The organism is Acinetobacter genomosp. 15BJ, assembly GCF_000400715.1.
In the GTDB taxonomy this organism is placed as follows: domain Bacteria; phylum Pseudomonadota; class Gammaproteobacteria; order Pseudomonadales; family Moraxellaceae; genus Acinetobacter.
On sequence record NZ_KE007347.1, the window covers coordinates 1468140 to 1489793 of the forward strand.

A 21654-nucleotide genomic window follows, 5' to 3' on the forward strand; every position below is an offset into this window, starting at 1 on the left:
TCTGTTCCAAACAGAACTCTCGCTATCAAGATATTCAGTTGCAATAAAAGCCATAGACCACCAACAATAAAAAGTGAGATTTAAATCACAGTATTGTAGCAGAAATGCAATAAAATTATCACCAATTACAGCACTGATCAGTTAGATTTACTTTATTATTTAATATCAATTATTTATTTTAAATTCACGATATTTATCAAACTTTCTTTAATAAAATGATCTAAAAAATTACAGACTACCCCATCTAAATGACTGAGGTAGTCAGGCCTCATTAGCCAATACGACGTTTTAAACCCGTCATTTGTAGGACACGTGTTGAGATTTCCTCAATCGACATTTCCGTGACATTTAAATATTTAATTCCTTCAGAAATATAGATCCCTTCAATCGCGCGTAATTCCATTTGACACTGGCTGAAACTTGAATAGCGGCTATTCGCTTTACGTTCGTTACGGATTGCCACCAAACGTTCGGCATCAATCATCAAACCAAATAGCTTGTTTTTATGTTCACGCAGTACTTTTGGCAAACGATTGTCATCCAAATCCTCTTCAGTCAATGGATAGTTTGCTACCCGAATACCAAATTGTAATGACAAATAAATTGAGGTCGGGGTTTTTCCTGAACGTGATACACCAATTAAAATAATGTCGGCTTTATCATAATGACGTGTTCTGGCACCATCATCATTGTCTAGTGCGAAATGTACCGCATCGATACGCGCTTTATAATATTCAGAATCGGTTACCGCATGGGTTTGTCCAACCAATGTCGTCGGTGGCGTACCTAATTCTTGTTCTAATTTACTAATCAAGCCTTCAAAAACGTCTAAGTTGACTGCCTTCGCAGTATTGATAATTTCACGGACATGCGGATCAACCAAAGTATCAAAAACTAGCGGCAAAGAACCATCACGACTTTGACATGCATTGATCTCTACAGCGACATTCATAGCCGCTTCTTCAGTCGTAATATACGGTATAATATGGATGTCAAAATCGACGTTTGGAAATTGCGCAAGTAGTGAATGTCCAAGGGTTTCTGCGGTAATTGCGGTACCATCTGAAATAAAAAAAACGCTCCGTTTAATTTCTTTACTTACGGGCATCAAAATTCTCCTTAAACATTTGTCTTAGTGCTCTATAATCTTTATAGTAAACTCATCTAACATGACTGTCGCTTAGTAAAACACTAAATCTAAGCACTTTTGTATAATTTCATACCAATGATGGTCATTCATACTGCAAAAAAAGTGGAGTAAATACTTTGGAAGCGCGCGTAATCGGTCTGGAAAAATTAGGAAAACACGATGTCGAACTCGTAGGTGGGAAAAACTCATCTTTGGGTGAAATGATCAGCCATTTATCCAATGCTGGTGTATCGGTACCTGGTGGCTTTGCAACTACTGCTGCTGCCTATCGTGAGTTCTTGGATCAAAGCGGCTTAAACGCTCGTATTCAGGCTGAACTTGTTCAGCTAAATGTAGAAGATGTAAATGCACTTGCTGAAACTGGTGCAAAAATCCGTAACTGGATTGTTGAAACTCCGCTTACTGCGACATTAGAACAAGAAATTCGTGAAGCTTTTGCTGCACTTTCAAACGGCAACCCAGACATTGCTGTTGCGGTACGTTCTTCTGCAACGGCTGAAGACTTACCAGATGCGTCTTTCGCAGGTCAACAAGAAACATTCCTCAATATTCGCGGTATTGATAATGTTCTTATCGCGATTAAAGAAGTTTTTGCTTCACTTTATAATGACCGCGCGATTGCTTACCGTGTACACCAAGGCTTTGAACATAGTGTTGTTGCCCTTTCTGCTGGTGTACAACGTATGGTTCGCTCTGAAACTGGTGCTGCAGGCGTCATGTTTACGCTTGATACAGAATCAGGTTTCCGTGATGTAGTCTTTATTACTGCATCATATGGTTTAGGCGAAATGGTTGTACAAGGTGCAGTCAACCCTGATGAATTCTATTTATCTAAACCGCTTTTAAATGCAGGTAAACACTCTGTTTTACGTCGTAACCTCGGTTCTAAACACCAGAAAATGATTTATGGTGAAGAAGGCGCTGCGGGTAAATCAGTTGTTGTAGTTGATGTTGAAAAACCAGAACGCCAACAATTCGCATTAAATGATCACGAATTGCACGAATTAGCAAAGCAAGCCTTGATCATCGAACAACACTACGGTTCACCGATGGATATCGAGTGGGCAAAAGATGGCGATGATGGTCAAATCTATATTGTTCAAGCACGTCCAGAAACAGTAAAAAGCCGTCAAAATGTCGGTACCATGGAACGTTACTTGTTAAAACAACGCGGCACTGTCATCTGTGAAGGTCGTTCAATCGGTCAACGCATTGGTTCTGGTAAAGTGCGTGTTGTAACGTCTATTAAAGAAATGGATAAGGTTCAGGACGGTGACGTACTTGTATCTGACATGACTGACCCAGATTGGGAACCAGTGATGAAGCGTGCTGCTGCAATCGTTACCAACCGTGGTGGTCGTACTTGTCACGCAGCCATTATTGCACGTGAATTAGGTGTTCCAGCAATCGTGGGTTGTGGTAATGCAACAGAAGTACTGACTGATGGTCAAGAAGTAACTGTTTCATGTGCTGAAGGTGATACTGGCTTCATTTATGAAGGTGCATTAGATTTCGAAGTACAACGTAATTCGATTAATTCAATGCCATCACTACCGTTCAAAATCATGATGAACGTCGGTAACCCCGACCGTGCATTTGACTTCGCTCAAATCCCGAATGAAGGGATTGGCCTTGCACGTCTTGAGTTCATCATTAACCGTATGATCGGCGTACATCCTAAAGCATTGTTAAACATTGACAGCTTGCCGCGCGAAACACGTGCTGCTGTTATGGCACGTACTTCTGGCTACTCTTCTCCAATCGAATTTTATGTCGAGAAGTTGGTTGAAGGTATTTCAACACTTGCTGCTGCATTTGCTGAGAAGCCAGTGATCGTACGTATGTCTGACTTCAAATCAAATGAATATGCAAACTTGATCGGTGGTAAGTTATACGAACCAGAAGAAGAAAACCCAATGTTAGGCTTCCGTGGTGCAAGTCGTTATGTATCTGACAACTTCCGCGACTGTTTTGAGCTTGAATGTCGTGCCTTGAAAAAAGCACGTGATGAAATGGGTTTAACTAATATCCAGATCATGATTCCATTTGTACGTACAGTTTCTGAAGCGAAACGTGTGATTGAACTCCTTGCTCAGAACGGTTTAAAACGTGGTGAGAATGGTTTAAAAGTCATTATGATGTGTGAACTTCCAACCAATGCATTGTTGGCGGAACAGTTCCTTGAGCACTTCGATGGCTTCTCTATTGGTTCAAATGACTTAACACAATTAACACTCGGTCTTGACCGTGACTCTGGTATCGTATCTCACTTATTCGATGAGCGTGATCCAGCAGTTAAAGCGCTACTTTCTATGGCAATTCATGCTTGCCGTAAAGCAGGAAAATACGTTGGTATTTGTGGTCAAGGTCCTTCGGATCACCCTGACCTTGCTAAATGGCTCATGGAACAAGGTATTGAATCTGTGTCACTTAACCCTGACTCAGTACTTGATACTTGGTTCTTCCTTGCTGAAGAACAAATCAAGAAAGCCTAGTCTTTTTTAGAAAAAGACCCTCTTTCGTAGGGTCTTTTTTCATCTTTCGTAATTGAGATTTTAAAATTATGCAAATTTACTTGGCTCGTAACAATCAACAAGCAGGACCTTATAGTCTAGAACAAGTGAACCAAATGCTTGCCAGTCAACAAGTTTTATTGACGGATTTGGCTTGGCATGAAGGTATGGCCGAATGGAAAACACTTGGCGAACTGACACAAGGTAAACTTGTCTACGAACCTGTAGGTTACTCTCCTTTTAGTGCTCAAATTAAAACTGAAACGAACGAACCCGCGTACAAAATCAAAGTCGAACAGAAAGCACCTGCTTTAGCTCCATTTCATTCTCGCGCCTTAGCTAAAATATTTGATTTAATCCTTTGGCTACCGATGGCATCAATTCCATCTTTCTTTTTTAATGAAAGCCAATATCAAGAGTTGTTTGAAATTCAAAAACAGATGCAAGCCACCCAAATTGCATCGGATAAAGCAGTAGAATTGCAGCATCAATTGATGCAGCTAATTCCAAATGAAGCATGGATAATGATCTTTGCTTATCTCATTATCATGCTCATGATTCAAGCGTTCTTTATTGCAAAATCAGGTCAGAGTATTGGTAAAAAAATCGCCAAGATTAAAATTGTGGATGTCGAAACATCAGAAAAAGTCAACACAATTCGGGCCTTTTGGTTGAGAAGTGTGTTGTTTATCATTCTCAATCTTATCCTTGTACCAATCATTACTGTGATTGATTATGCTTTATTCGCATTTACTAAAAATCGTCAAACTTTGCACGATAAATTGGCAAAAACCAAGGTCATTAAGCAGTAATCACAAATCGATAAACAAAAGAGGATTTATTCCTCTTTTTTTATGTATTAATCTGATATTTATATAAAAAACACAAATGCAAATAACAATCCCTACAAAATAAATCGGGTTTTAAAACAAGTATTTCACACGACTTTATGAGTAGCTTAGTTTTTCAATATAAGGCATAATGCCCAACAACGTTGCGGTGTCGCGTGATTGCTAAGCATTTTTTAACCAATCCTTATCAATCACGCGACACTTTAATCGCTATCCCATAATTTTAATTAGGGAATGGGACTCTTCACCGAGGTTGTAAAATGAGACAAACGATTTTAGCTGTATTGTCTTTATCAACGATGGCTGCGCTCTTGACTGGGTGCGGCGGTGATATGGTACTTCTAAACAATAAAGGTCCAGTTGGTCAAGGTCAAAGTAACCTGATGATGACTGCGATCTATTTAATGCTTTTGGTGGTGATTCCATCAATCATTATGGCATTATGGTTTGGTTGGAAATATCGCGCATCGAATAAAGATGCAGACTATAAACCTACCTGGGCACACTCTACGACAATTGAGATCGTTGTATGGGGTGTACCTGTCATTATTATTGGTATTTTAGCTTGGTTAACTTGGTGGGGTTCCCACAAGTACGACCCTTACCGTCCGTTAGAATCAGATAAAGCACCATTGACTATTCAAGCTGTCGCTGAACAGTTCAAATGGATTTTTATCTATCCTGAGCAAAACATTGCAACGGTAAACGAAGTACGCTTCCCAGAACAAACACCAATAAGCTTTAAGATCACTTCTAACTTCACAATGAACTCATTCTTCATTCCACAGTTAGGCGGCCAGATCTATGCGATGGCTGGTATGCAAACTCACCTTCACCTATTAGCAGACGAACCAGGTATCTTCCGTGGTTTCTCAGCAAACTATTCAGGTTACGGTTTCTCACAAATGCGCTTTAAAGCACATAGCGTGACTGAGCCAGAATTTGCACAATGGGTAGAAGCAGTGAAAGCTGGCAATGGTACAAGTATTAACCCTGAAGCAATTCAAAAAGGCACACTTGACCAAGCTGAGTTAGCAACACTTAAAGATGGTGATCGTTCTAAACACCAGATCGAGCATTTAGTGAATCGTGCTAAAGCTGCTGGTGATGAAGAAGCGCTTGCTAAAGCTGAAGCGATGAAACCGTTCCCGACTAAGCCACACCCAGTGACATATTACTCATCAGTTGAGCCAAAATTGTTTGAAACAATCATCAACCACTACATGAGTAACTATCACGGTGCTGACCATTCTGCTGGACATGATGCAACAGCAGAAACTCATGCTGCAGCAGAACACGCTGCTCAAGGGGAATAAGACATGGATATGATTTTTGGTAAATTAGGGTGGGATTCTATCCCGACTGAACCCCTTGTACTTGTCACCATGGTCTTTATGGCACTTGGTGCAATTGCTGTATTAGGCGGTATCACCTATTTCAAGAAATGGGGATATTTGTGGAACGAATGGTTTATCACTGTAGACCATAAAAAGATTGGTATCATGTATATCATCGTATCTGTGGTCATGCTGTTGCGTGGCTTCGCCGATGCGATCATGATGCGTCTACAACTTTTCCTCGCGAAAGGCGGCGGCGAAGGTTATTTACATCCTGACCACTACGACCAGATCTTCACCGCGCACGGTGTAATCATGATCTTCTTCGTAGCAATGGGTCTCGTTGTTGGTATGATGAACATCTCTGTACCTTTACAGATTGGTGCTCGTGACGTTGCTTTCCCATTATTAAACTCTTTAAGCTTCTGGTTATTCGCTGGTGCTGCTGGTTTAATGATGCTTTCACTTGTATTAGGTGAATTTGCTGCGACTGGTTGGATGGCTTACCCTCCTCTATCTGGCATTCAATATTCTCCTGGTGTGGGTGTTGACTACTATATCTGGGCACTTCAGGTTTCTGGTCTAGGTACGCTTTTATCTGGTGTTAACTTCTTTGTTACCATCATCAAAATGCGTGCACCTGGCATGAAATTGATGGATATGCCTATTTTCACGTGGACTTCACTTTGTACGGCTGTATTAATCATTGCATCATTCCCTGTATTAACAGGTACGCTTGCAATGCTTACTTTAGACCGTTACTTCGGCTTCCATTTCTTCACAAATGAGCTTGGCGGTAGCCCAATGCTTTATGTGAACTTGATCTGGACATGGGGTCACCCTGAAGTATATATCTTAGTATTACCAGCATTTGGTTTATACTCAGAAATCGTTGCAACCTTCTCTCGTAAAGCGTTGTTCGGTTATAAGTCTATGGTGTATGCGACGATTGCGATTACTGTACTTGCGTTCGTTGTATGGCTTCACCACTTCTTCACCATGGGTGCTGGTGCGAACGTTAACGCGTTCTTCGGTATCATGACCATGGTTATTGCGATTCCTACAGGTGTGAAAATCTTCTCTTGGTTATTCACAATGTATAAAGGTCGCATCACCTATACAACACCTATGTTATGGACGCTTGGCTTCCTTGTAACATTCGGTATCGGTGGTTTAACTGGTGTACTTATGGCTGTTCCACCTGCGGACTTCCTTGTACATAACTCATTATTCTTGATCGCTCACTTCCATAACGTAATTATCGGTGGTGTGGTGTTTGGTATGTTTGCCGGCATCATCTTCTACTGGCCGAAAATGTTTGGTTGGAAGCTCAACGAAGCATGGGGTAAAGCTGCGTTCTGGTTCTGGTTCATTGGTTTCTATTTTGCATTCATGCCACTTTATATCCTTGGTTTCATGGGTATGACTCGTCGTTTGAATACATATGACAACCCTGAGTGGGATCCATACTTAGCGATTGCATTGTTTGGTGCTGTTCTTATCGCGATCGGTATTGCATGTTTCTTAATGCAAATCATCGTTGGTTTCTTACAACGTAAGGACAACATGGACCATACAGGCGATCCATGGGATAGCCGTACCCTTGAATGGGCAACGTCATCTCCTGCTCCGTTCTATAACTTTGCGCATGAACCAGATGCTAGCGGCGTTGACCGTTTCTGGACTGACAAAGAAAATGGTGTAGCATACGCACGTAACACTAAATATGAAGACATCCACATGCCGACTGATCGTGCTGCTGGTTTTGTCATTGCAATGTTCATTACAATTCTTGGCTTTGCACTCATCTGGCATATTTGGTGGCTCGCTGTTGTTTCATTCGTTTCAGCTATTGTTAGCTTGATCGTAAGCTCATTCACTAAGAATGTTGATTACTACGTTCCTGCTGCTGAAGTTGAGCGTATTGAAAACGAACGCTATGCTTTACTTGAAAAACACTTGAAGAAGGACTAAGGAAATGGCTGAAGTACTTCATCACGACAACCACGGCCACGATGGTCATCATGAACATGATGATACTGACTTAACGGTCTTTGGTTTCTGGACATACTTGATGAGTGACTTGATTCTTTTCGGATCACTCTTCATTGCGTTCGCTGTATTAAGCAGTCATATCCCGCCAGGAACCCCAAGTGCATATGACCTGTTCCATGATTCTTTAGGTTTCGTGTTAACTGAAACATTTGCCTTATTGATTTCATCGGTAACATTTGGTTTTGCTGTACTTGCATCTTATAAAAAGAATGTAAATCAAGTAATCACTTGGTTGTTTGTTACATTCCTTTTTGGTGCATCGTTCATTGGTATGGAAATCTATGAGTTCCATCACCTTGTACACGAAGGCCATGGTCCAACACACAGTGCATTCTTATCTGCATTCTTTACCTTGGTTGGTACACACGGTATTCACGTAACTTCTGGTTTAGTGTGGATGCTGGTATTAATCTACCAAATTAAAAAGAATGGTTTGACTTTACCGAATACACGTCGTCTTGCTTGCTTAAGCTTGTTCTGGCACTTCCTTGACATCGTTTGGATCTGTGTATTCAGCGTCGTTTACTTACTGGGAGTTCTCTAATGAGTAGTCATGACCATAATGCTGCAGGTGCGTCACACGGTAACTTCAAACAATACACGATTGGATTTATCCTATCTGTCATCCTCACCATCATCCCTTTCGGGATGGTGATGGCTGGTGGTTTTAGTCGTGGCATTTTAGTTACAGTAATTGCAATTACTGCTGTTGCTCAGGTACTTGTACAACTTGTGTATTTCTTACACATGAATACATCATCTGACCAACGTTGGAACCTTATTGCATTTATCTACACAATCTTATGTATCGCTGTACTCTTAGTCGGCTCTGTGTGGATTATGAATTACCTACACTACAACATGATGATCTAAACTGATCGTCATGTGGAAAAAGTACTTATTCCTGACTAAACCAGGAATTCTCTTCGGTAATTTTATTACCACCTTGGGCGGCTTCTTCTTAGCCGCCCAAGGCTCTATAGACTGCCTCTTATTATTACTTACTCTTCTCGGAACAACATTAGTGGTTGCTTCTGGTTGTGTAGTCAATAACGTAATTGATCAAGACATCGATCAGAAAATGCAGCGCACCATGAACCGTGCACTTGTGACGAAAACCATTTCCCCTACTGTTGCCATGTGCTATGCGCTGGTTTTAGGTGTAATTGGCTTTAGCATGCTCTGGTTTTATGTTAATGCTTATGCTTTTTTATTCGCTGTTATTGGTTTTGTGGTCTATGTCGGTTTTTATAGTTTGTGGAGTAAACGCACCACAATCCATCAAACCGTGATCGGTAGTATTTCTGGAGCGAGTCCACCTGTTATTGGTTATGTGGCTGTAAGTCATCAGTTCGATATGGCGGCCCTATTGATCTTTGTTGCATATGCTTTATGGCAAATGCCGCATTCATGGGCGATCGCAATTTATCGTTTTGACGACTACAAAAATGCAGGCGTTCCTATTTTACCTGTAGCCCGTTCAATCCTTAGAACAAAAATCGAATCACTGATTTATGTGGTTTTATTTACTCTAGCGATGAATGCTTTATATGTATATGGATACACCAATATCGTGTTCTTGGTCATCTGTAATATACTTTGCATTTACTGGTTCTACATTGCTATTTTAGGATTCAAGGCCGAAGATGATCAGCTTTGGGCCAAACGCTTTTTCCTTTTCTCAGTAATCCTCATTACTGTTATCAGTTTAAGCTTTAGCTTCACCTTTAAAAGCCCTGCACCATTCTTTCCTATTTTTTAAAAAGATAGAGAATGCTCTATCTTTTTATGCTCTCCCAATTTTTATCATTTCGTGCAATAAAAACATTCCGTTCTTTATTGCCTAAATGAAACAAGCCTAGACTAAATTCCAAACCAGTCGTTACATACAACCTTTAAAGATTAACCTGCAACACTACTCTAACCCAAAAACTCACTGTCTGGCTCAAAACGTCTAAAAAATTGATCAATATTATGTGGATATTTTTGATCTAAGTTTTGCCACAAACCTTTTGGTAACGGGATAAACTCCAATGTATCGGACTCATCAGAAGCCACACAAAAGCGGATTTCATAATCAGGCTGCAAAATTTGATTGAGTGCTTTTAAGGTGGTATCCCGATCTGCGCCCTCACCTTGATAAGGAATAATCAAAGTTTGATTCTGATAATAAACAGTAATGGTAACCCCTTGCAGGTTATCTGCATTTTGTGTCTCTGCCCGTAAACTCCCCGTTTGTAAAATATTTTCACAATATTCAATAATCGCCTCATCCTCTTCACGCCAATCGACGATCATTAAGATTTGGTAAATGTCACCTTCGTATTCCTCAAAAGCGTCTAAATATGCCTCTTCAGTATTCGACTGCAAAATAGACTCAAGCAAGGCGACTGTCTTTATAAATTGTGGTCCCATTTTTATTACCTATTTTTAATTTAAAAAATATATCGCAAAGACTATGGCAAATTTGCTTTATAGCGTCAATTTGCATATAATCCCCGCTTCGCAATTTGCGACATAACTTTTTAGTTATGACTCCTTGCTTCTAATTTTTTTAATTAGGGGCTGCTTAAACCGTAAGGAGCTGACAATGCGTCACTACGAAATCGTACTATTGGTACATCCAGACCAAAGCGATCAAGTTGTAGGTATGGTTGAACGCTATATCTCTCAGATCAAAGAAGCTGAAGGTCAAATTCACCGTTTAGAAGATTGGGGCCGCCGCCAATTGGCTTACCCGATTAACAAAATTCACAAAGCACACTACATTCTTATGAATGTTGAATGTGGTCAAACGACTCTTGATGAGTTAGAAGAATTGTTCCGTTATAACGATGCAATTATTCGTAACATCATTATCCGTCGTGAAAACGCAATTACTGAAGAATCTTTGCTTGCTAAAAGTGCTGAAGAAAAACGTGCGCGTAAAGCTCAACGTGAAGAAGCACAACAAGCAGTTCCAGAAGCTGAATAAGGAGAACATCAATGGCACGTTTTTACCGTCGTCGCAAGTTCTGCCGCTTTACAGCTGAGAATGTTGCGTACATCGACTACAAAGATATCGACACATTAAAACAGTACATCACTGAAAACGGCAAGATTGTTCCTAGCCGTATTACAGGTACTAAAGCTCGTTATCAACGTCAATTAGCGTTAGCTATTAAACAAGCTCGCTATTTGTCTTTGATTCCGTACACTGACAACCATAAGTAAGTGAGGTGAGCTGTGGACGTTATCTTATTACAACGCATTAAAAACCTTGGTAAATTAGGCGACAAAGTATCAGTTAAAGCTGGTTACGGTCGTAACTTCTTGATCCCTCAAGGTAAAGCTGTAGCTGCAACAGAAGCAAACACTGCTGCTTTTGAAGCTCGTCGTGCTGAACTTGAGAAGCAAGAAGCTGAAGTATTAGCTGCTGCGAATGCACGTGCTGAACAATTGAACGAAGTTAACATCGTAATCACTGCGAAAGCTGGTGACGAAGGTAAACTCTTCGGTTCTATCGGTACTCGTGACATCGCTGATGCTTTAACTAATGCTGGTCTTGTTGTAGACCGTGCAGAAGTTCGTTTACCAAACGGTGCGCTTCGTCACACTGGTGAATTCAACATCGCAATCCAATTGCATCATGATGTTGTTGCTGAAGTTCTCGTTACTATCGTATCTGAGTAATTTCTGCATAAAAAAGAGCATGTTTTACATGCTCTTTTTTTATATCTATTGTTTTTGTTTTCTTAAATAATACTATTCATTGAAAATACAGTTAACGCATCTCCAATAAATATTTCACATAATTTACTGCACTCTGATTGATTTCATTCCCAGTAGGTTGAGCCTCTCCTTCTTCTGGGTTGGTATCCATTCCATAAAAAGCAAACATCGGCTGATAATCGGCCTTCACATACCGTGCAGTTAATTCAAATGGTAAACATAACTCTTTTAAACTAAATTGGTAGCGACCATCTGCTGAATAATCTTTCTGTTTGATCCCGGCCGATACCGCAAGCGCTATTTTCTTGTTTTTTAATTGATTGCCTGCGGAGCCATAAGCCCAGCCATAGGTTAGTACCTCATCCAACCACTGTTTCAATAAGGGTGGACAATTAAACCAATAGATCGGAAATTGAAAGACCAAATTCTGATGTGCCTCAACCAATGCTTGTTCTCTTGCTACATCAATATGACCATCAGGGTAGTTTTGATGTAGCTGATGGATGGTAAATTCATCTGGATATTGAGCTAATTCTTCAATCCAACGTTTGTTAATAACAGAATTATGAATATCAGGATGAGCAATAATCACGAGTGTTTTTTTCATTTCAAATTCATCCCATCGGACACTTAAGTCGTTCAGTAATCAGTACGAAATTGATTATAAAAGTATGCTTTCAAGAATATAAGTACGGTCATTAAGGTTATATACTAGACTAAAAGTTAGTGTCGGAAAAATTATGGAAACCTGCGCTCCACCCCAGATTGACTTAGAGCAAACAGATTTTGGATATACGCTTTCCCTGATTAATGGCAAATACAAAATGATTATCATGTATTGGCTGTATCAGCATAAATCCATCATGCGATTCAATGAATTAAAACGCTCAATCGGTAATATTTCATTCAAAACCTTAAGTTTAACCTTAAAAGAAATGGAAAAAGATCAACTGATTGTCCGTAAGGAATATCCACAAATTCCGCCAAAAGTTGAATACAGTTTATCTGAGCGAGGGCTTTCATTAATTCCGCTTTTAGACATGATGTGCCAATGGGGCTCATCTAATCGACTTTAAAATCTAAACCTCACTTTTTCACCACTTACACAATTTTCACTGAATTAAATTGTCCCGATGACCTCCATTTGGATTAAGATAGTCATTCGGTATGGTTTCATCTTTTTATTAGGTCTTGTTATGTCACAGGCGAATGCCAATTTTACCAAAAATTCTCCAAACACAGAGAGTAAAGTGAGTGACTCAGGTCAGCTAAAAGAATTCCGCACCCCCCCCCATAACCTTGCAATTGAGCAAGCAGTATTGGCAGCCTTAATGACGGTTGCAGAATCTTTTGAGCAAGTCAGTGACTTGCTTAAAGAAAATGATTTTTATGCAACACGTCACAAATATATCTATCGTGCCATTGAAAAACTGGCACAGGAAAACTCACCGTATGATGCCGTTTTGGTCAATGACTGGTTGCTCAAACAAAACCTGTTAGATGCTATTGGTGGTGAAGAATACTTGATGCAATTGATGGCTGATTCACCTTCAAGTTTTTATAATCTTGAAACTTATGCCAATAAAATCAAAGAGTTTTCAACACTGCGTACTATGATCAAAGTCAGCAGTGATATTTTGCAAAATGCTTATGACACTAAAGGTCGTCCAGTCAGTGAAATTCTAGACTTGGCTGAAACCCAAATTTTCTCACTCGCAGAACAGCACAATAACAATAAAAAAGATTCAGGGCCGAAATCAATCAGCTCAGTGACTGCAGATGTTATTACCAAGCTAGATGAACTGTCTAAATTAGATGGCAACATTACTGGTTTAACCACAGGCTTCTTAGAGCTTGATAATAAAACTTCAGGGATGCAGGCTGGAGATTTGATTATTGTTGCAGCACGTCCATCGATGGGTAAAACCACGTTCGCCATGAACTTGGTTGAAAGTGTATTGCAATACAACCGCCTACCTGCTCTCGTATTCTCAATGGAGATGCCAGCAGACTCGATTGCCATGCGTTTGATCTCTGCGATGGGTAAAGTTCATCAAGGACATCTACGTTCAGGTAATCTTGATGCAGACGAATGGACCAAAGTCACAGGCACCATTCTCCAGCTACAAGAAATGCATCTCTATATCGATGACTCATCTGCCTTGCCACCCACCGAACTTCGTGCACGTGCGCGTCGCGTTGCCAAAATGCATGATGGGAAAATCGGCTGTATCATGGTCGACTACTTACAGCTGATGAAAGTTCCAGGCATGGGCGATAACCGTGTCGGCGAGATCTCGGAAATTTCGCGAAGCTTAAAAGCTTTAGCCAAAGAAATGCAATGTCCTGTAATTGCACTCTCTCAGTTGAACCGTAGTTTGGAGAACCGACCAAACAAACGTCCAGTAATGTCAGACTTACGTGAATCGGGTGCGATCGAGCAGGATGCCGACTTGATCATGTTCATTTACCGTGATGAAGTCTATAACAAAGAATCTAAAGAAGCAGGTACTGCTGAAATCATTATCGGTAAACAGCGTAACGGCCCAATTGGTAGTGTTCGCCTTGCCTTCGAAGGCCAATATACCCGTTTTAGTAATCTCTCGCCTGAGTTCTATGCTCAATATGAAGATGATGAATAACGTTCAAACTATTTCTGTTTTATATACAATCCAAGTCGACCCAAAGGAGAACTCAGGGTGCGCCAAGCAACAGTTTATATTGACAGTGAAGCACTGCAATATAATTTAAACCGTGTTAAACAAATTGCTCCACATTCAAAAATCGTCAGTATGGTCAAAGCCAATGCTTATGGACATGGAGTCAAAAACTGTTTAGCCGCCCTTGAGGCCACGGATGCTTTTGGCGTCGCCTGCTTAGAAGAAGCGTTGGAAATCAGGCAACTTGGATACACTCAGCCGATTACATTGATTGAAGGTGTGTTTGCTGAAGATGAGATGCAACAGGTCATTGAGCAGAAACTTGAATGTATTGTTCATCACTCACAACAAGTTGAATGGTTGATTCAGCATAAAGTTGCTTATAATGCGTTGGATCTAAAGGTTTGGGTCAAACTAAATAGCGGAATGAACCGTTTAGGTTTCAAAGTAGATGAAATCATTGACGTGATTCAACGCTTAAAAGCAGAAGGTTTTACCTGTGTACTTGCCATGCATTTTGCCAATGCTGACGTAGACCACCCCTTAAATGAGCAACAAAAACAACAATTCTTACAGGCGAAACAAGCCTGTGAACCGATCTTGGTATCTTGCTGTAATTCTGCTGCGATTTATAAATACCCTGAACTGCATTTTGATTTTGTTCGTCCAGGCATCATGCTATACGGCGCATCACCATTCGCAGATCGCAATGTACATGAACTCGATCTAAAACCAGTGATGACTTTTAGTGCCGAAATTATAGCCCTCAATCAAATCCAGCAAGGTGAATTTGTCGGTTATGGTTCAACCTACTCAGCGTCGTGTACGTCACAAATTGCCATTGTTTCGATTGGCTATGGCGATGGCTATCCACGCGCTTATGTGAAGCAAAACTTTGTTGCCGTCGATCAGCAACTAGTTCCTGTAGTCGGCCGTGTCAGCATGGACATGATTGCTATTGATATCAGTAATGTTAAAGCAGAGATTGGCACAAAAGTTGAGCTTTGGGGCCAATCTCGCTTGGTTGATGATGTTGCAGCAGCGAACGGAACCATCGGCTACGAGCTACTTTGCCGCCTCACCCAACGACCTGTGCGACAGTTAGGCAACTAAACAATACTTGATCAACTTGTGTGTTTTATTTTTAATACCGTTTTAACAATTTAAATTCAGCATGTTAAAACTGATTTATGATAATTCGCTGTATAAAATGCCGATCCAGCAATTCGTGCTCTTTCTGATCCGAATTTCGATCGGTATTTTTTTCTTTACTACAGGCTTCAACAAGCTTTTCGTTGAAAAAAATAAACTGATTATGCTGGAAACAATCATCGATGCAGGCATTCCATTTCCAGCAATCATGAGTACTTTTGTTTCAGCGACTGAAATGCTTGCTGGTTTGTTTCTAATTTTGGGATTATTTACTCAAATCAGCAGCATTTTATTGTTTATGATCTGTCTAACCGCTTTATACACGGTTGGGATACACACTATTCCCGAAGGATTAGATCTAATGAGCTGGCTCAGTTGGTTCTTCTACATCCATGACCTGTTGTATATGTTCATTCTTGCAATACTGATTACATCTCGACCAAGCATGCTGTCGCTGGATCGTATTCTAAGCAAAAATATAACAACATCTTAGGATGATTCTCCCTCAAAAGAGTCTATACATTTTTTGAGAGCTTGCGGAAGTTATAACCCATAGTCCGCTGTTGGCTTTGGTAACTCTTGTAAACCACGGCGTAAAGTCTCAGACCACTGTCGACTAATCTGCGTAAAATAAGGGTCATCCTCACCAATACGTTTGCATTCAGGAATTTTAAAACTGTCTTTATGATAAACCAATGCATCTAAAGGTAAACCCACTGAAACATTAGAGCGCAAAGTCGAATCGAAAGAAATAAGAGAACAGCGTAATGCATCATCTAACGGCATATCGTAGTGTAAAGCACGATCTAAAATAGGTTTTCCGTACTTACTTTCACCAATTTGGAAATACGGGGTATCAGTCGTTGCACAAATAAAGTTGCCCTGTGGGTAAACATTATAAAGCTGCATCTCCTCGCCTTGGATTTGCCCACCAACCAAGATACTACATGAATAATTCATCTGTTCTTGGGTGTCACTGGTAATATCTTCAAGTACTTTGCGTAAGGTTTTTCCAACCAATTCAGCCACTTCAAACATGGTATTGGCGCTATACAAATTCGGCTCTTGATGCAGAGCCAAGGCATTCTGTAAATGTCCAATCACGGCTTGAGTCGTCGCCAAATTACCTGCGGTTTGCAAAGCAATAAAACGCTCACCCGCGACACCAAAGGTATGCAACTTACGAAATACAGAAATATGATCGACCCCTGCATTGGTTCGGGTATCACTAATCAATACCAAACCTTGCTCTAATCTTAATGCACAACAATAGGTCATCTTTTTCTCTTTACTTTCAACACGCCAAAACTTGTACCACAGACATCATGCTTTCGACTCCACCGCGTTCACGGATACCTCGAACAGGCGCTACATCTAAATAGTCACGACCCACTGCAACGTAAATATGATTTTGTGGAGTAAATATCTGATTACTTACATCGAAACAATACCACGCATTATCCACAAAAACCTCGGCCCATGCATGACTGGCGAGGTGTGGCTGATTTTCATCGTAGATATAACCCGATACATAACGTGCCGGTAATTGTAACGCACGACACATGGCGATTAATATATGGGCATGATCTTGGCAAACGCCCTGTCCTGCATAAAATGCATCAATTGCTGAGGTTGTCACCGAGGTACTTTCGGGTTGATATGGAACTTGCTGTAAGATTCTTTCAGATAAAATAATCAAATGCTGTCGATCTTTTACAGTAACAATCGAATGCGCAAAATCCGTCATGGTCAGGTCACAGCAGGTCATTGCCGTACGTTGTAAAAACAGTAATGCTGAGACATCTGTCTCAAAATACCCCAACTCAGTTGCACGCAAATCCACCACACCCTGTGCCATGATAGTCAGATAACGATAATCATGGCGTTGTGTCGCAGTAATCCACAGGTTATTAAACGCATCACGTTGACATGAATACTGACCAGGAACACTAATATGCCAATTCTCAACACTCTGATGCAGTGAACTTTGTGGCATCATTTTAATGGATTGAACACTGTTGCGTGCAAGCTCAGTATAACGATAATGCGTTTGATGGTTCACCATGAGTTTCATGAGGAGGCCTCAAATTGATTTTCCAATTTATAGGTAAATGCATAAAACTGATTTAAATATGGCTGATCTTTTAAGACTTCCCAACACGGTTGCAAATCCTGCCATCCCATTTGAAATAACTGCTCGATTGTTGGATCAATCGCATCAAAAACAGCATGTGTATTGTGTTGAAATCTAAAATAAGTATCAATTTGCTCAATGCATTGCCCAATATGGAAAAATAGAAAAATATCTTCTTGCTCAGTTTTTAGGATATCGTAACAATTTTGTACCACCTCTTGAATCGCGAGCCCGTCTGCCGCCACATTTTTGATCAGGAAATTGAGCTCAGCATACGCTTGAGCCGTTAATAACCCTCTCAACTCCTGAATATTGTCGCGCGCAATCTCAAGCTGGCTCAATAATGAATAAGGCTGCTGACGATCTAACATAAATTTGTTCAAGTTTTCTGCATCATCAATATGTAAACAGAGTGCCTGTGCAAGTTTTGATGCCTGCTGATCATCTACAAAAGGTAAATGTCCTGCCACATGGCCAATCCGAAATAAATAACGTCCTAACCAATAAATATGTTGAGCACTTGAACTAAGTAAAAGCATAAATCTCCTCCCTTTTCTTAATATTCAATCTCACAGCCCTCATTATTATCATCTTCGGGCTGTGGAATATGGTTTAGGAACGTAATGTTTCAACCACCCAGGTATCTTTAATTCCTCCACCTTGAGAAGAGTTCACCACTAGAGAGCCTGCTTGCATGGCAACACGGGTTAGACCACCCGGCACAATTTCAGTGCGATAAGGTGAACTGAGTACAAATGGTCGTAAATCAATATGTCGCTCAGCAACGCCTTCTGCTGTCATGGTTGGGGCGACTGAAAGGGCTAAAGTCGGTTGTGCAATATATAAATGTGGCGTCTCAATCAGTTTCTGTCTAAAACAATCAATCTGTTGTTGATCTGCTTGAGGGCCAATCAACATGCCATAACCACCTGAGCCTTGTGCTTCTTTTACCACTAATTTTTCTAAATTACTGAGCACATAGTCCAGTTGTTCCGCCTCTCGACATTGATAGGTTGGGACATTATTCAAAATAGGAGCTTCGCCTAAATAAAACTGAATCATCTGATCAACATAAGGATAAATAGATTTGTCATCTGCTACACCTGTGCCGGGTGCATTAGCAATCACCACATTATGCTGAAGATACGCCGACATGAGCCCAGCAACACCTAAAGAACTATCTGGTCTAAAACTGAGTGGATCTAAGAATTCATCATCAACACGGCGATAGATGACGTCTACCTGCTGACGACCACGAATAGTTTTGACGAAAACCTTATCATCTTCTACATACAGATCTCGGCTAGTCACCAGCGGTACATCCATTTCACGTGCTAGAAATGAATGTTCATAATAGGCACTGTTGAAACGTCCAGGTGTTAGCACCACAATTAATGGCTGATCGACATAGGCATTTTCTTCGAGAATTGCTCTTAACAGACTTGGATATTGCTCAATCCCCTGTAAATTATTACTACTACACAGATCTGGCATCAATTTCTGGCTAATTTTGCGACTTTCCAACATATAAGACACACCTGAAGGTGTGCGTAGATTATCTTCTAACACAAAGAAATCGCCTTGCCCGTCACGGATGATGTCAATACCACTAATTTGCGAATAAACCTTGCCTTTAAGCTGATGTTTTAACATATGCGGCTGAAAAGCTTCATGTGCAATCACTTGCTCCGCAGGAATCAAACCTTCCTTTAAAATATGCTGTCCATGATAAATATCATCTAAAAATAAGTTCAGTGCTTTCACACGTTGTGCACAACCTGTTGCGATCTTTTCCCATTGTTTCTTTTCAATCACACGCGGAATTAGATCATAAGGAATCGTACGCTCAGCACCCTCTTGATCACCGTAAACATTAAAAGTAATCCCCTGATAAAGGAAATGCTCCTTTGCTTGGGCTTCTAATATTTTTAGATCATCAAGACTACGAATACTTAACCATTGTTCAATTTTTTTGGATGCTTCACCGTTAAAACTTTTGTCATCTAACATTTCATTGAAAAATTGTGATTTAAGTTGCTCAAATAAATTGGTGGTCACATTGAGCTGTGAAATAAATGTAGAGCTATCAACGGACGCCACTGGATTGGGTTCTGGTGCATAATAATCTGTGCTGATATGTAGGTTGTGTTCTTGTTCTGACATAGAAACCTCGTCTCATCATTTATTTATATCTAAAGGAAGCAATTTCAATGCCACTTATACAAAATGATCAATTTTCAACCAGACTTAGAATATTTAAGCAAAACTAGGGTCATTTCAGTCGTAAATACGTAATCTAGATAGGATGGACTTGATAATTAAGTATAGTTTTTTTATTGTGTCTGCTTTAGACCATTGAATTACGTATTTCGCTTATGTCATCCATACAAGAAAAAGAAACATCCAATAGCCTTTATCGCCAATGGCAAATCTTATCCCGCCTTTCTACTGGGAAATGGATGGGCACACGCGAATTACAAGAAATATTAGAACGCGAAGGCATTGATATCAGTCTGCGAACCATTCAGCGTGATTTAAATCAAATTGCTCAGCGTTTCCCAATCGAGAGTAATAAAACCGTACCACAAGGCTGGCGTTGGCGTTCAGACGCACCAATTCAAAGCTTGCCCCATATGACCAGCTCACAAGCGGTTACGTTTATGATGGTCGAAGAGCATTTACGTCACTTGCTTCCACCAAGTTTATTAGAAGAAATGACCCCTTGGTTTGATCTGGCCAAACGTAGTCTATCGACACAAAATAACGTTCGACAGTGGATCAACCGTGTTCGCATTGTGCCAGCCACTCAACCATTGATTCCGCCTGTCGTCGACAAACATGCACAACAAGCGATTTATGAAGGATTATTACAAGACAAACAGATCGAATGTATTTATCGTGCCCGTACCCATCAAGGTGAAGATAAAACCTATATCCTTAATCCACTGGCTTTGGTTCAAAAAGGTGCAGTGATTTATTTAATCTGTACCCGAAATGATAAAACTGAAGTACAAACCTTCGCATTGCACCGCTTTAAGGCGGCAACCGTATTGGAAAGTCGCGCCTTACATCCAGTGAACTTTGAAATTGATAATTATATCGAATCAGGTGCATTGGGCTTCCGTGTTGACTACAGCAAGCCAACCGAACAAATTCATTTAAAACTGACCATGACAGAGAACACTGCCAAGAGTTTCTATGAAAGCCAGCTGAGTAAGGATCAAATCATCCAACATCTGGAAGAAAATATTGTCGAAGTCTCTGCAACCGTTCCATTTACTTCACAACTGGTGTGGTGGCTGAGAAGTTTCGGTAAGAAAATGCTGAATATTGAACCTGCTGCTGTTTATAACGCAGTGAAAGAGATTGAAGAGCAACCCCAATAAAAAAGAGAACCTTTCGGTTCTCTTCGATTTTTTATAAATTTTATTATCAAACACTCAGTACTATTTTTATTCTTTAAATGTTCAAACCAACCTCTCTCCCCGCCTTGATCAAAATTGGTTTGTACCTTTTTAAGCGCTTTGATTTAAATTAACATCGGCACGCTAATTCATAGCCATTGTAGCGGATTCTCTTTTTGGTCATGCTTAAACCCTCTTTATTTGAACGTAGAATCACTATAACGAGGATTTTTTAGACTGTGAAATAACAAAGATTGGAATCAAAATCTAATTTTTTGCTATCGCTGATCTTTGACTCCAGATCAACTTATCCATCGTCTTTATCAGATAACAAAACTTCGAAGCGATGCAGATGCGTAAAACGCCCAGCCTGTATTTGATATTGATCAATTTGAGGCACTAATCGCTGAAAATGCTCCGACTGTACATGTAAATCCAGTGCTTCACGATTAACCCATTCTTCGATAAAAACAAAATGCCCCTTTTGTTTATGGTCATGGTAAAGATCATAGGCAATGCATCCTGCTTCAGCTTTAGTTTTCTCTATCAGCGCTTGATAAAGTGGTAACACCTCATCAATTTTCTCTGGCTGGATATAATCTTCAGCAATCAGTTTTAACGTCATTTACCTCGCTCTCCCGAAATATTTCCCATAAAAAAAGCTCTCAAATTCATGAGAGCTTTTTT

Annotated in this window: 23 protein-coding genes; 15 read left to right on the forward strand and 8 right to left on the reverse strand. The window is 40.3% G+C overall.

Annotated features, from left to right (window positions below; translation table 11 throughout):
* Positions 1 to 271: 271 nt before the first annotated feature.
* Positions 272 to 1108, reverse strand: a complete 837-nt coding sequence (locus F896_RS07335) for a posphoenolpyruvate synthetase regulatory kinase/phosphorylase PpsR (protein ID WP_004806023.1) — start codon at positions 1106 to 1108, stop codon at positions 272 to 274.
* Positions 1109 to 1266: 158 nt separating this feature from the next.
* Here F896_RS07335 and ppsA point away from each other — a divergent pair, with 158 nt between their 5' ends.
* The 7 genes from ppsA to cyoE all read left to right on the forward strand — a co-directional run bounded on the left by ppsA (position 1267) and on the right by cyoE (position 9668).
* Positions 1267 to 3645: a phosphoenolpyruvate synthase gene (gene ppsA / locus F896_RS07330; RefSeq protein WP_016164168.1), complete on the forward strand. Its 2379-nt coding sequence runs from the start codon at positions 1267 to 1269 to the stop codon at positions 3643 to 3645.
* A 68-nt stretch (positions 3646 to 3713) separates the two neighbouring features.
* Positions 3714 to 4475, forward strand: a complete 762-nt coding sequence (locus F896_RS07325; RefSeq protein ID WP_016164169.1) for an RDD family protein — start codon at positions 3714 to 3716, stop codon at positions 4473 to 4475.
* 299 nt (positions 4476 to 4774) lie between these two features.
* Positions 4775 to 5830: a ubiquinol oxidase subunit II gene (gene cyoA, locus F896_RS07320; RefSeq protein ID WP_005211660.1), complete on the forward strand. Its 1056-nt coding sequence runs from the start codon at positions 4775 to 4777 to the stop codon at positions 5828 to 5830.
* A gap of 3 nt (positions 5831 to 5833) precedes the next feature.
* Positions 5834 to 7825 carry a cytochrome o ubiquinol oxidase subunit I gene (gene cyoB / locus F896_RS07315; RefSeq protein ID WP_004806017.1) on the forward strand — a complete coding sequence of 664 codons (1992 nt, stop codon included), beginning with the start codon at positions 5834 to 5836 and terminating at the stop codon, positions 7823 to 7825.
* 4 nt (positions 7826 to 7829) lie between these two features.
* Positions 7830 to 8450, forward strand: a complete 621-nt coding sequence (cyoC, locus tag F896_RS07310; RefSeq protein WP_004806016.1) for a cytochrome o ubiquinol oxidase subunit III — start codon at positions 7830 to 7832, stop codon at positions 8448 to 8450.
* A complete protein-coding gene (locus F896_RS07305; RefSeq protein WP_004806013.1) occupies positions 8450 to 8779 on the forward strand; it encodes a cytochrome o ubiquinol oxidase subunit IV in 330 nt (109 codons plus the stop codon). The genes cyoC and F896_RS07305 overlap by 1 nt, the downstream gene beginning before the upstream one ends.
* Before the next feature lie 10 nt (positions 8780 to 8789).
* Positions 8790 to 9668 carry a heme o synthase gene (cyoE, locus tag F896_RS07300; RefSeq protein WP_004806012.1) on the forward strand — a complete coding sequence of 293 codons (879 nt, stop codon included), beginning with the start codon at positions 8790 to 8792 and terminating at the stop codon, positions 9666 to 9668.
* Between the two features lie 158 nt (positions 9669 to 9826).
* On the opposite strand, the gene F896_RS07295 is transcribed toward cyoE, so the two are convergent.
* Positions 9827 to 10321 carry a hypothetical protein gene (locus F896_RS07295; protein WP_016164170.1) on the reverse strand — a complete coding sequence of 165 codons (495 nt, stop codon included), beginning with the start codon at positions 10319 to 10321 and terminating at the stop codon, positions 9827 to 9829.
* Positions 10322 to 10496: 175 nt separating this feature from the next.
* Here F896_RS07295 and rpsF point away from each other — a divergent pair, with 175 nt between their 5' ends.
* Genes rpsF through rplI form a run of 3 tightly spaced genes read left to right on the forward strand, consistent with a single transcriptional unit; the run spans position 10497 to position 11578 of the window.
* A complete protein-coding gene (gene rpsF, locus F896_RS07290; RefSeq protein WP_004806006.1) occupies positions 10497 to 10880 on the forward strand; it encodes a 30S ribosomal protein S6 in 384 nt (127 codons plus the stop codon).
* Positions 10881 to 10891: 11 nt separating this feature from the next.
* On the forward strand, positions 10892 to 11119 hold the full coding sequence (gene rpsR / locus F896_RS07285; RefSeq protein WP_000090661.1) for a 30S ribosomal protein S18: 228 nt from the start codon (positions 10892 to 10894) through the stop codon (positions 11117 to 11119).
* Between the two features lie 12 nt (positions 11120 to 11131).
* Positions 11132 to 11578 (forward strand): 50S ribosomal protein L9, encoded by a 447-nt coding sequence (gene rplI, locus F896_RS07280; RefSeq protein WP_004654410.1) that lies wholly within the window; start codon positions 11132 to 11134, stop codon positions 11576 to 11578.
* Positions 11579 to 11669: 91 nt separating this feature from the next.
* Here rplI and F896_RS07275 read toward each other — a convergent pair whose 3' ends face one another.
* Positions 11670 to 12224 carry an NAD(P)H-dependent oxidoreductase gene (locus tag F896_RS07275; protein ID WP_016164171.1) on the reverse strand — a complete coding sequence of 185 codons (555 nt, stop codon included), beginning with the start codon at positions 12222 to 12224 and terminating at the stop codon, positions 11670 to 11672.
* Positions 12225 to 12357: 133 nt separating this feature from the next.
* Here F896_RS07275 and F896_RS07270 point away from each other — a divergent pair, with 133 nt between their 5' ends.
* From F896_RS07270 to F896_RS07255, 4 genes are all read left to right on the forward strand, one after another.
* On the forward strand, positions 12358 to 12693 hold the full coding sequence (locus F896_RS07270) for a winged helix-turn-helix transcriptional regulator (RefSeq protein WP_016164172.1): 336 nt from the start codon (positions 12358 to 12360) through the stop codon (positions 12691 to 12693).
* Between the two features lie 120 nt (positions 12694 to 12813).
* A complete protein-coding gene (gene dnaB, locus F896_RS07265; RefSeq protein ID WP_005152008.1) occupies positions 12814 to 14259 on the forward strand; it encodes a replicative DNA helicase in 1446 nt (481 codons plus the stop codon).
* Positions 14260 to 14316: 57 nt separating this feature from the next.
* Complete coding sequence (gene alr, locus F896_RS07260; protein WP_016164173.1) at positions 14317 to 15390, forward strand: alanine racemase; 1074 nt, start codon at positions 14317 to 14319, stop codon at positions 15388 to 15390.
* 61 nt (positions 15391 to 15451) lie between these two features.
* Positions 15452 to 15922, forward strand: coding sequence for a DoxX family protein (locus F896_RS07255; RefSeq protein WP_016164174.1), 471 nt, complete (start codon positions 15452 to 15454; stop codon positions 15920 to 15922).
* Positions 15923 to 15972: 50 nt separating this feature from the next.
* Here the strand turns inward: F896_RS07255 and F896_RS07250 are convergent, their stop codons facing one another.
* The 4 genes from F896_RS07250 to F896_RS07235 form a co-directional block, all read right to left on the reverse strand.
* Entirely contained in the window at positions 15973 to 16707 is a 735-nt protein-coding gene (locus F896_RS07250) for a proteasome-type protease (protein ID WP_016164175.1), read from the reverse strand.
* Between the two features lie 16 nt (positions 16708 to 16723).
* Positions 16724 to 17503: a transglutaminase family protein gene (locus F896_RS07245; protein WP_016164176.1), complete on the reverse strand. Its 780-nt coding sequence runs from the start codon at positions 17501 to 17503 to the stop codon at positions 16724 to 16726.
* Entirely contained in the window at positions 17500 to 18102 is a 603-nt protein-coding gene (locus F896_RS07240; RefSeq protein WP_016164177.1) for an alpha-E domain-containing protein, read from the reverse strand. The genes F896_RS07245 and F896_RS07240 overlap by 4 nt, the downstream gene beginning before the upstream one ends.
* A 73-nt stretch (positions 18103 to 18175) precedes the next feature.
* Positions 18176 to 19726: a circularly permuted type 2 ATP-grasp protein gene (locus tag F896_RS07235; protein ID WP_016164178.1), complete on the reverse strand. Its 1551-nt coding sequence runs from the start codon at positions 19724 to 19726 to the stop codon at positions 18176 to 18178.
* A 212-nt stretch (positions 19727 to 19938) separates the two neighbouring features.
* Between F896_RS07235 and F896_RS21150 the strand changes: the two genes are divergently transcribed.
* Positions 19939 to 20949, forward strand: coding sequence for a helix-turn-helix transcriptional regulator (locus F896_RS21150; protein ID WP_081402383.1), 1011 nt, complete (start codon positions 19939 to 19941; stop codon positions 20947 to 20949).
* A gap of 325 nt (positions 20950 to 21274) precedes the next feature.
* On the opposite strand, the gene F896_RS07225 is transcribed toward F896_RS21150, so the two are convergent.
* On the reverse strand, positions 21275 to 21592 hold the full coding sequence (locus F896_RS07225) for a putative quinol monooxygenase (RefSeq protein WP_016164180.1): 318 nt from the start codon (positions 21590 to 21592) through the stop codon (positions 21275 to 21277).
* Between the last annotated feature and the right edge of the window lie 62 nt (positions 21593 to 21654).

What these genes read in the sequence shown, in the direction of transcription:
- F896_RS07335 (WP_004806023.1), bottom strand. Translation starts at nt 1,108, where the DNA reads ATGCCCGTAAGTAAAGAAATTAAACGGAGCGTTTTTTTTATTTCAGAT.
- F896_RS07325 (WP_016164169.1), top strand. Translation starts at nt 3,714, where the DNA reads ATGCAAATTTACTTGGCTCGTAACAATCAACAAGCAGGACCTTATAGT.
- cyoA (WP_005211660.1), top strand. Translation starts at nt 4,775, where the DNA reads ATGAGACAAACGATTTTAGCTGTATTGTCTTTATCAACGATGGCTGCG.
- cyoB (WP_004806017.1), top strand. Translation starts at nt 5,834, where the DNA reads ATGGATATGATTTTTGGTAAATTAGGGTGGGATTCTATCCCGACTGAA.
- cyoC (WP_004806016.1), top strand. Translation starts at nt 7,830, where the DNA reads ATGGCTGAAGTACTTCATCACGACAACCACGGCCACGATGGTCATCAT.
- F896_RS07305 (WP_004806013.1), top strand. Translation starts at nt 8,450, where the DNA reads ATGAGTAGTCATGACCATAATGCTGCAGGTGCGTCACACGGTAACTTC.
- cyoE (WP_004806012.1), top strand. Translation starts at nt 8,790, where the DNA reads ATGTGGAAAAAGTACTTATTCCTGACTAAACCAGGAATTCTCTTCGGT.
- F896_RS07295 (WP_016164170.1), bottom strand. Translation starts at nt 10,321, where the DNA reads ATGGGACCACAATTTATAAAGACAGTCGCCTTGCTTGAGTCTATTTTG.
- rpsF (WP_004806006.1), top strand. Translation starts at nt 10,497, where the DNA reads ATGCGTCACTACGAAATCGTACTATTGGTACATCCAGACCAAAGCGAT.
- rpsR (WP_000090661.1), top strand. Translation starts at nt 10,892, where the DNA reads ATGGCACGTTTTTACCGTCGTCGCAAGTTCTGCCGCTTTACAGCTGAG.
- F896_RS07275 (WP_016164171.1), bottom strand. Translation starts at nt 12,224, where the DNA reads ATGAAAAAAACACTCGTGATTATTGCTCATCCTGATATTCATAATTCT.
- F896_RS07270 (WP_016164172.1), top strand. Translation starts at nt 12,358, where the DNA reads ATGGAAACCTGCGCTCCACCCCAGATTGACTTAGAGCAAACAGATTTT.
- dnaB (WP_005152008.1), top strand. Translation starts at nt 12,814, where the DNA reads ATGTCACAGGCGAATGCCAATTTTACCAAAAATTCTCCAAACACAGAG.
- F896_RS07255 (WP_016164174.1), top strand. Translation starts at nt 15,452, where the DNA reads ATGTTAAAACTGATTTATGATAATTCGCTGTATAAAATGCCGATCCAG.
- F896_RS07250 (WP_016164175.1), bottom strand. Translation starts at nt 16,707, where the DNA reads ATGACCTATTGTTGTGCATTAAGATTAGAGCAAGGTTTGGTATTGATT.
- F896_RS07245 (WP_016164176.1), bottom strand. Translation starts at nt 17,503, where the DNA reads ATGAAACTCATGGTGAACCATCAAACGCATTATCGTTATACTGAGCTT.
- F896_RS07240 (WP_016164177.1), bottom strand. Translation starts at nt 18,102, where the DNA reads ATGCTTTTACTTAGTTCAAGTGCTCAACATATTTATTGGTTAGGACGT.
- F896_RS07235 (WP_016164178.1), bottom strand. Translation starts at nt 19,726, where the DNA reads ATGTCAGAACAAGAACACAACCTACATATCAGCACAGATTATTATGCA.
- F896_RS21150 (WP_081402383.1), top strand. Translation starts at nt 19,939, where the DNA reads ATGTCATCCATACAAGAAAAAGAAACATCCAATAGCCTTTATCGCCAA.
- F896_RS07225 (WP_016164180.1), bottom strand. Translation starts at nt 21,592, where the DNA reads ATGACGTTAAAACTGATTGCTGAAGATTATATCCAGCCAGAGAAAATT.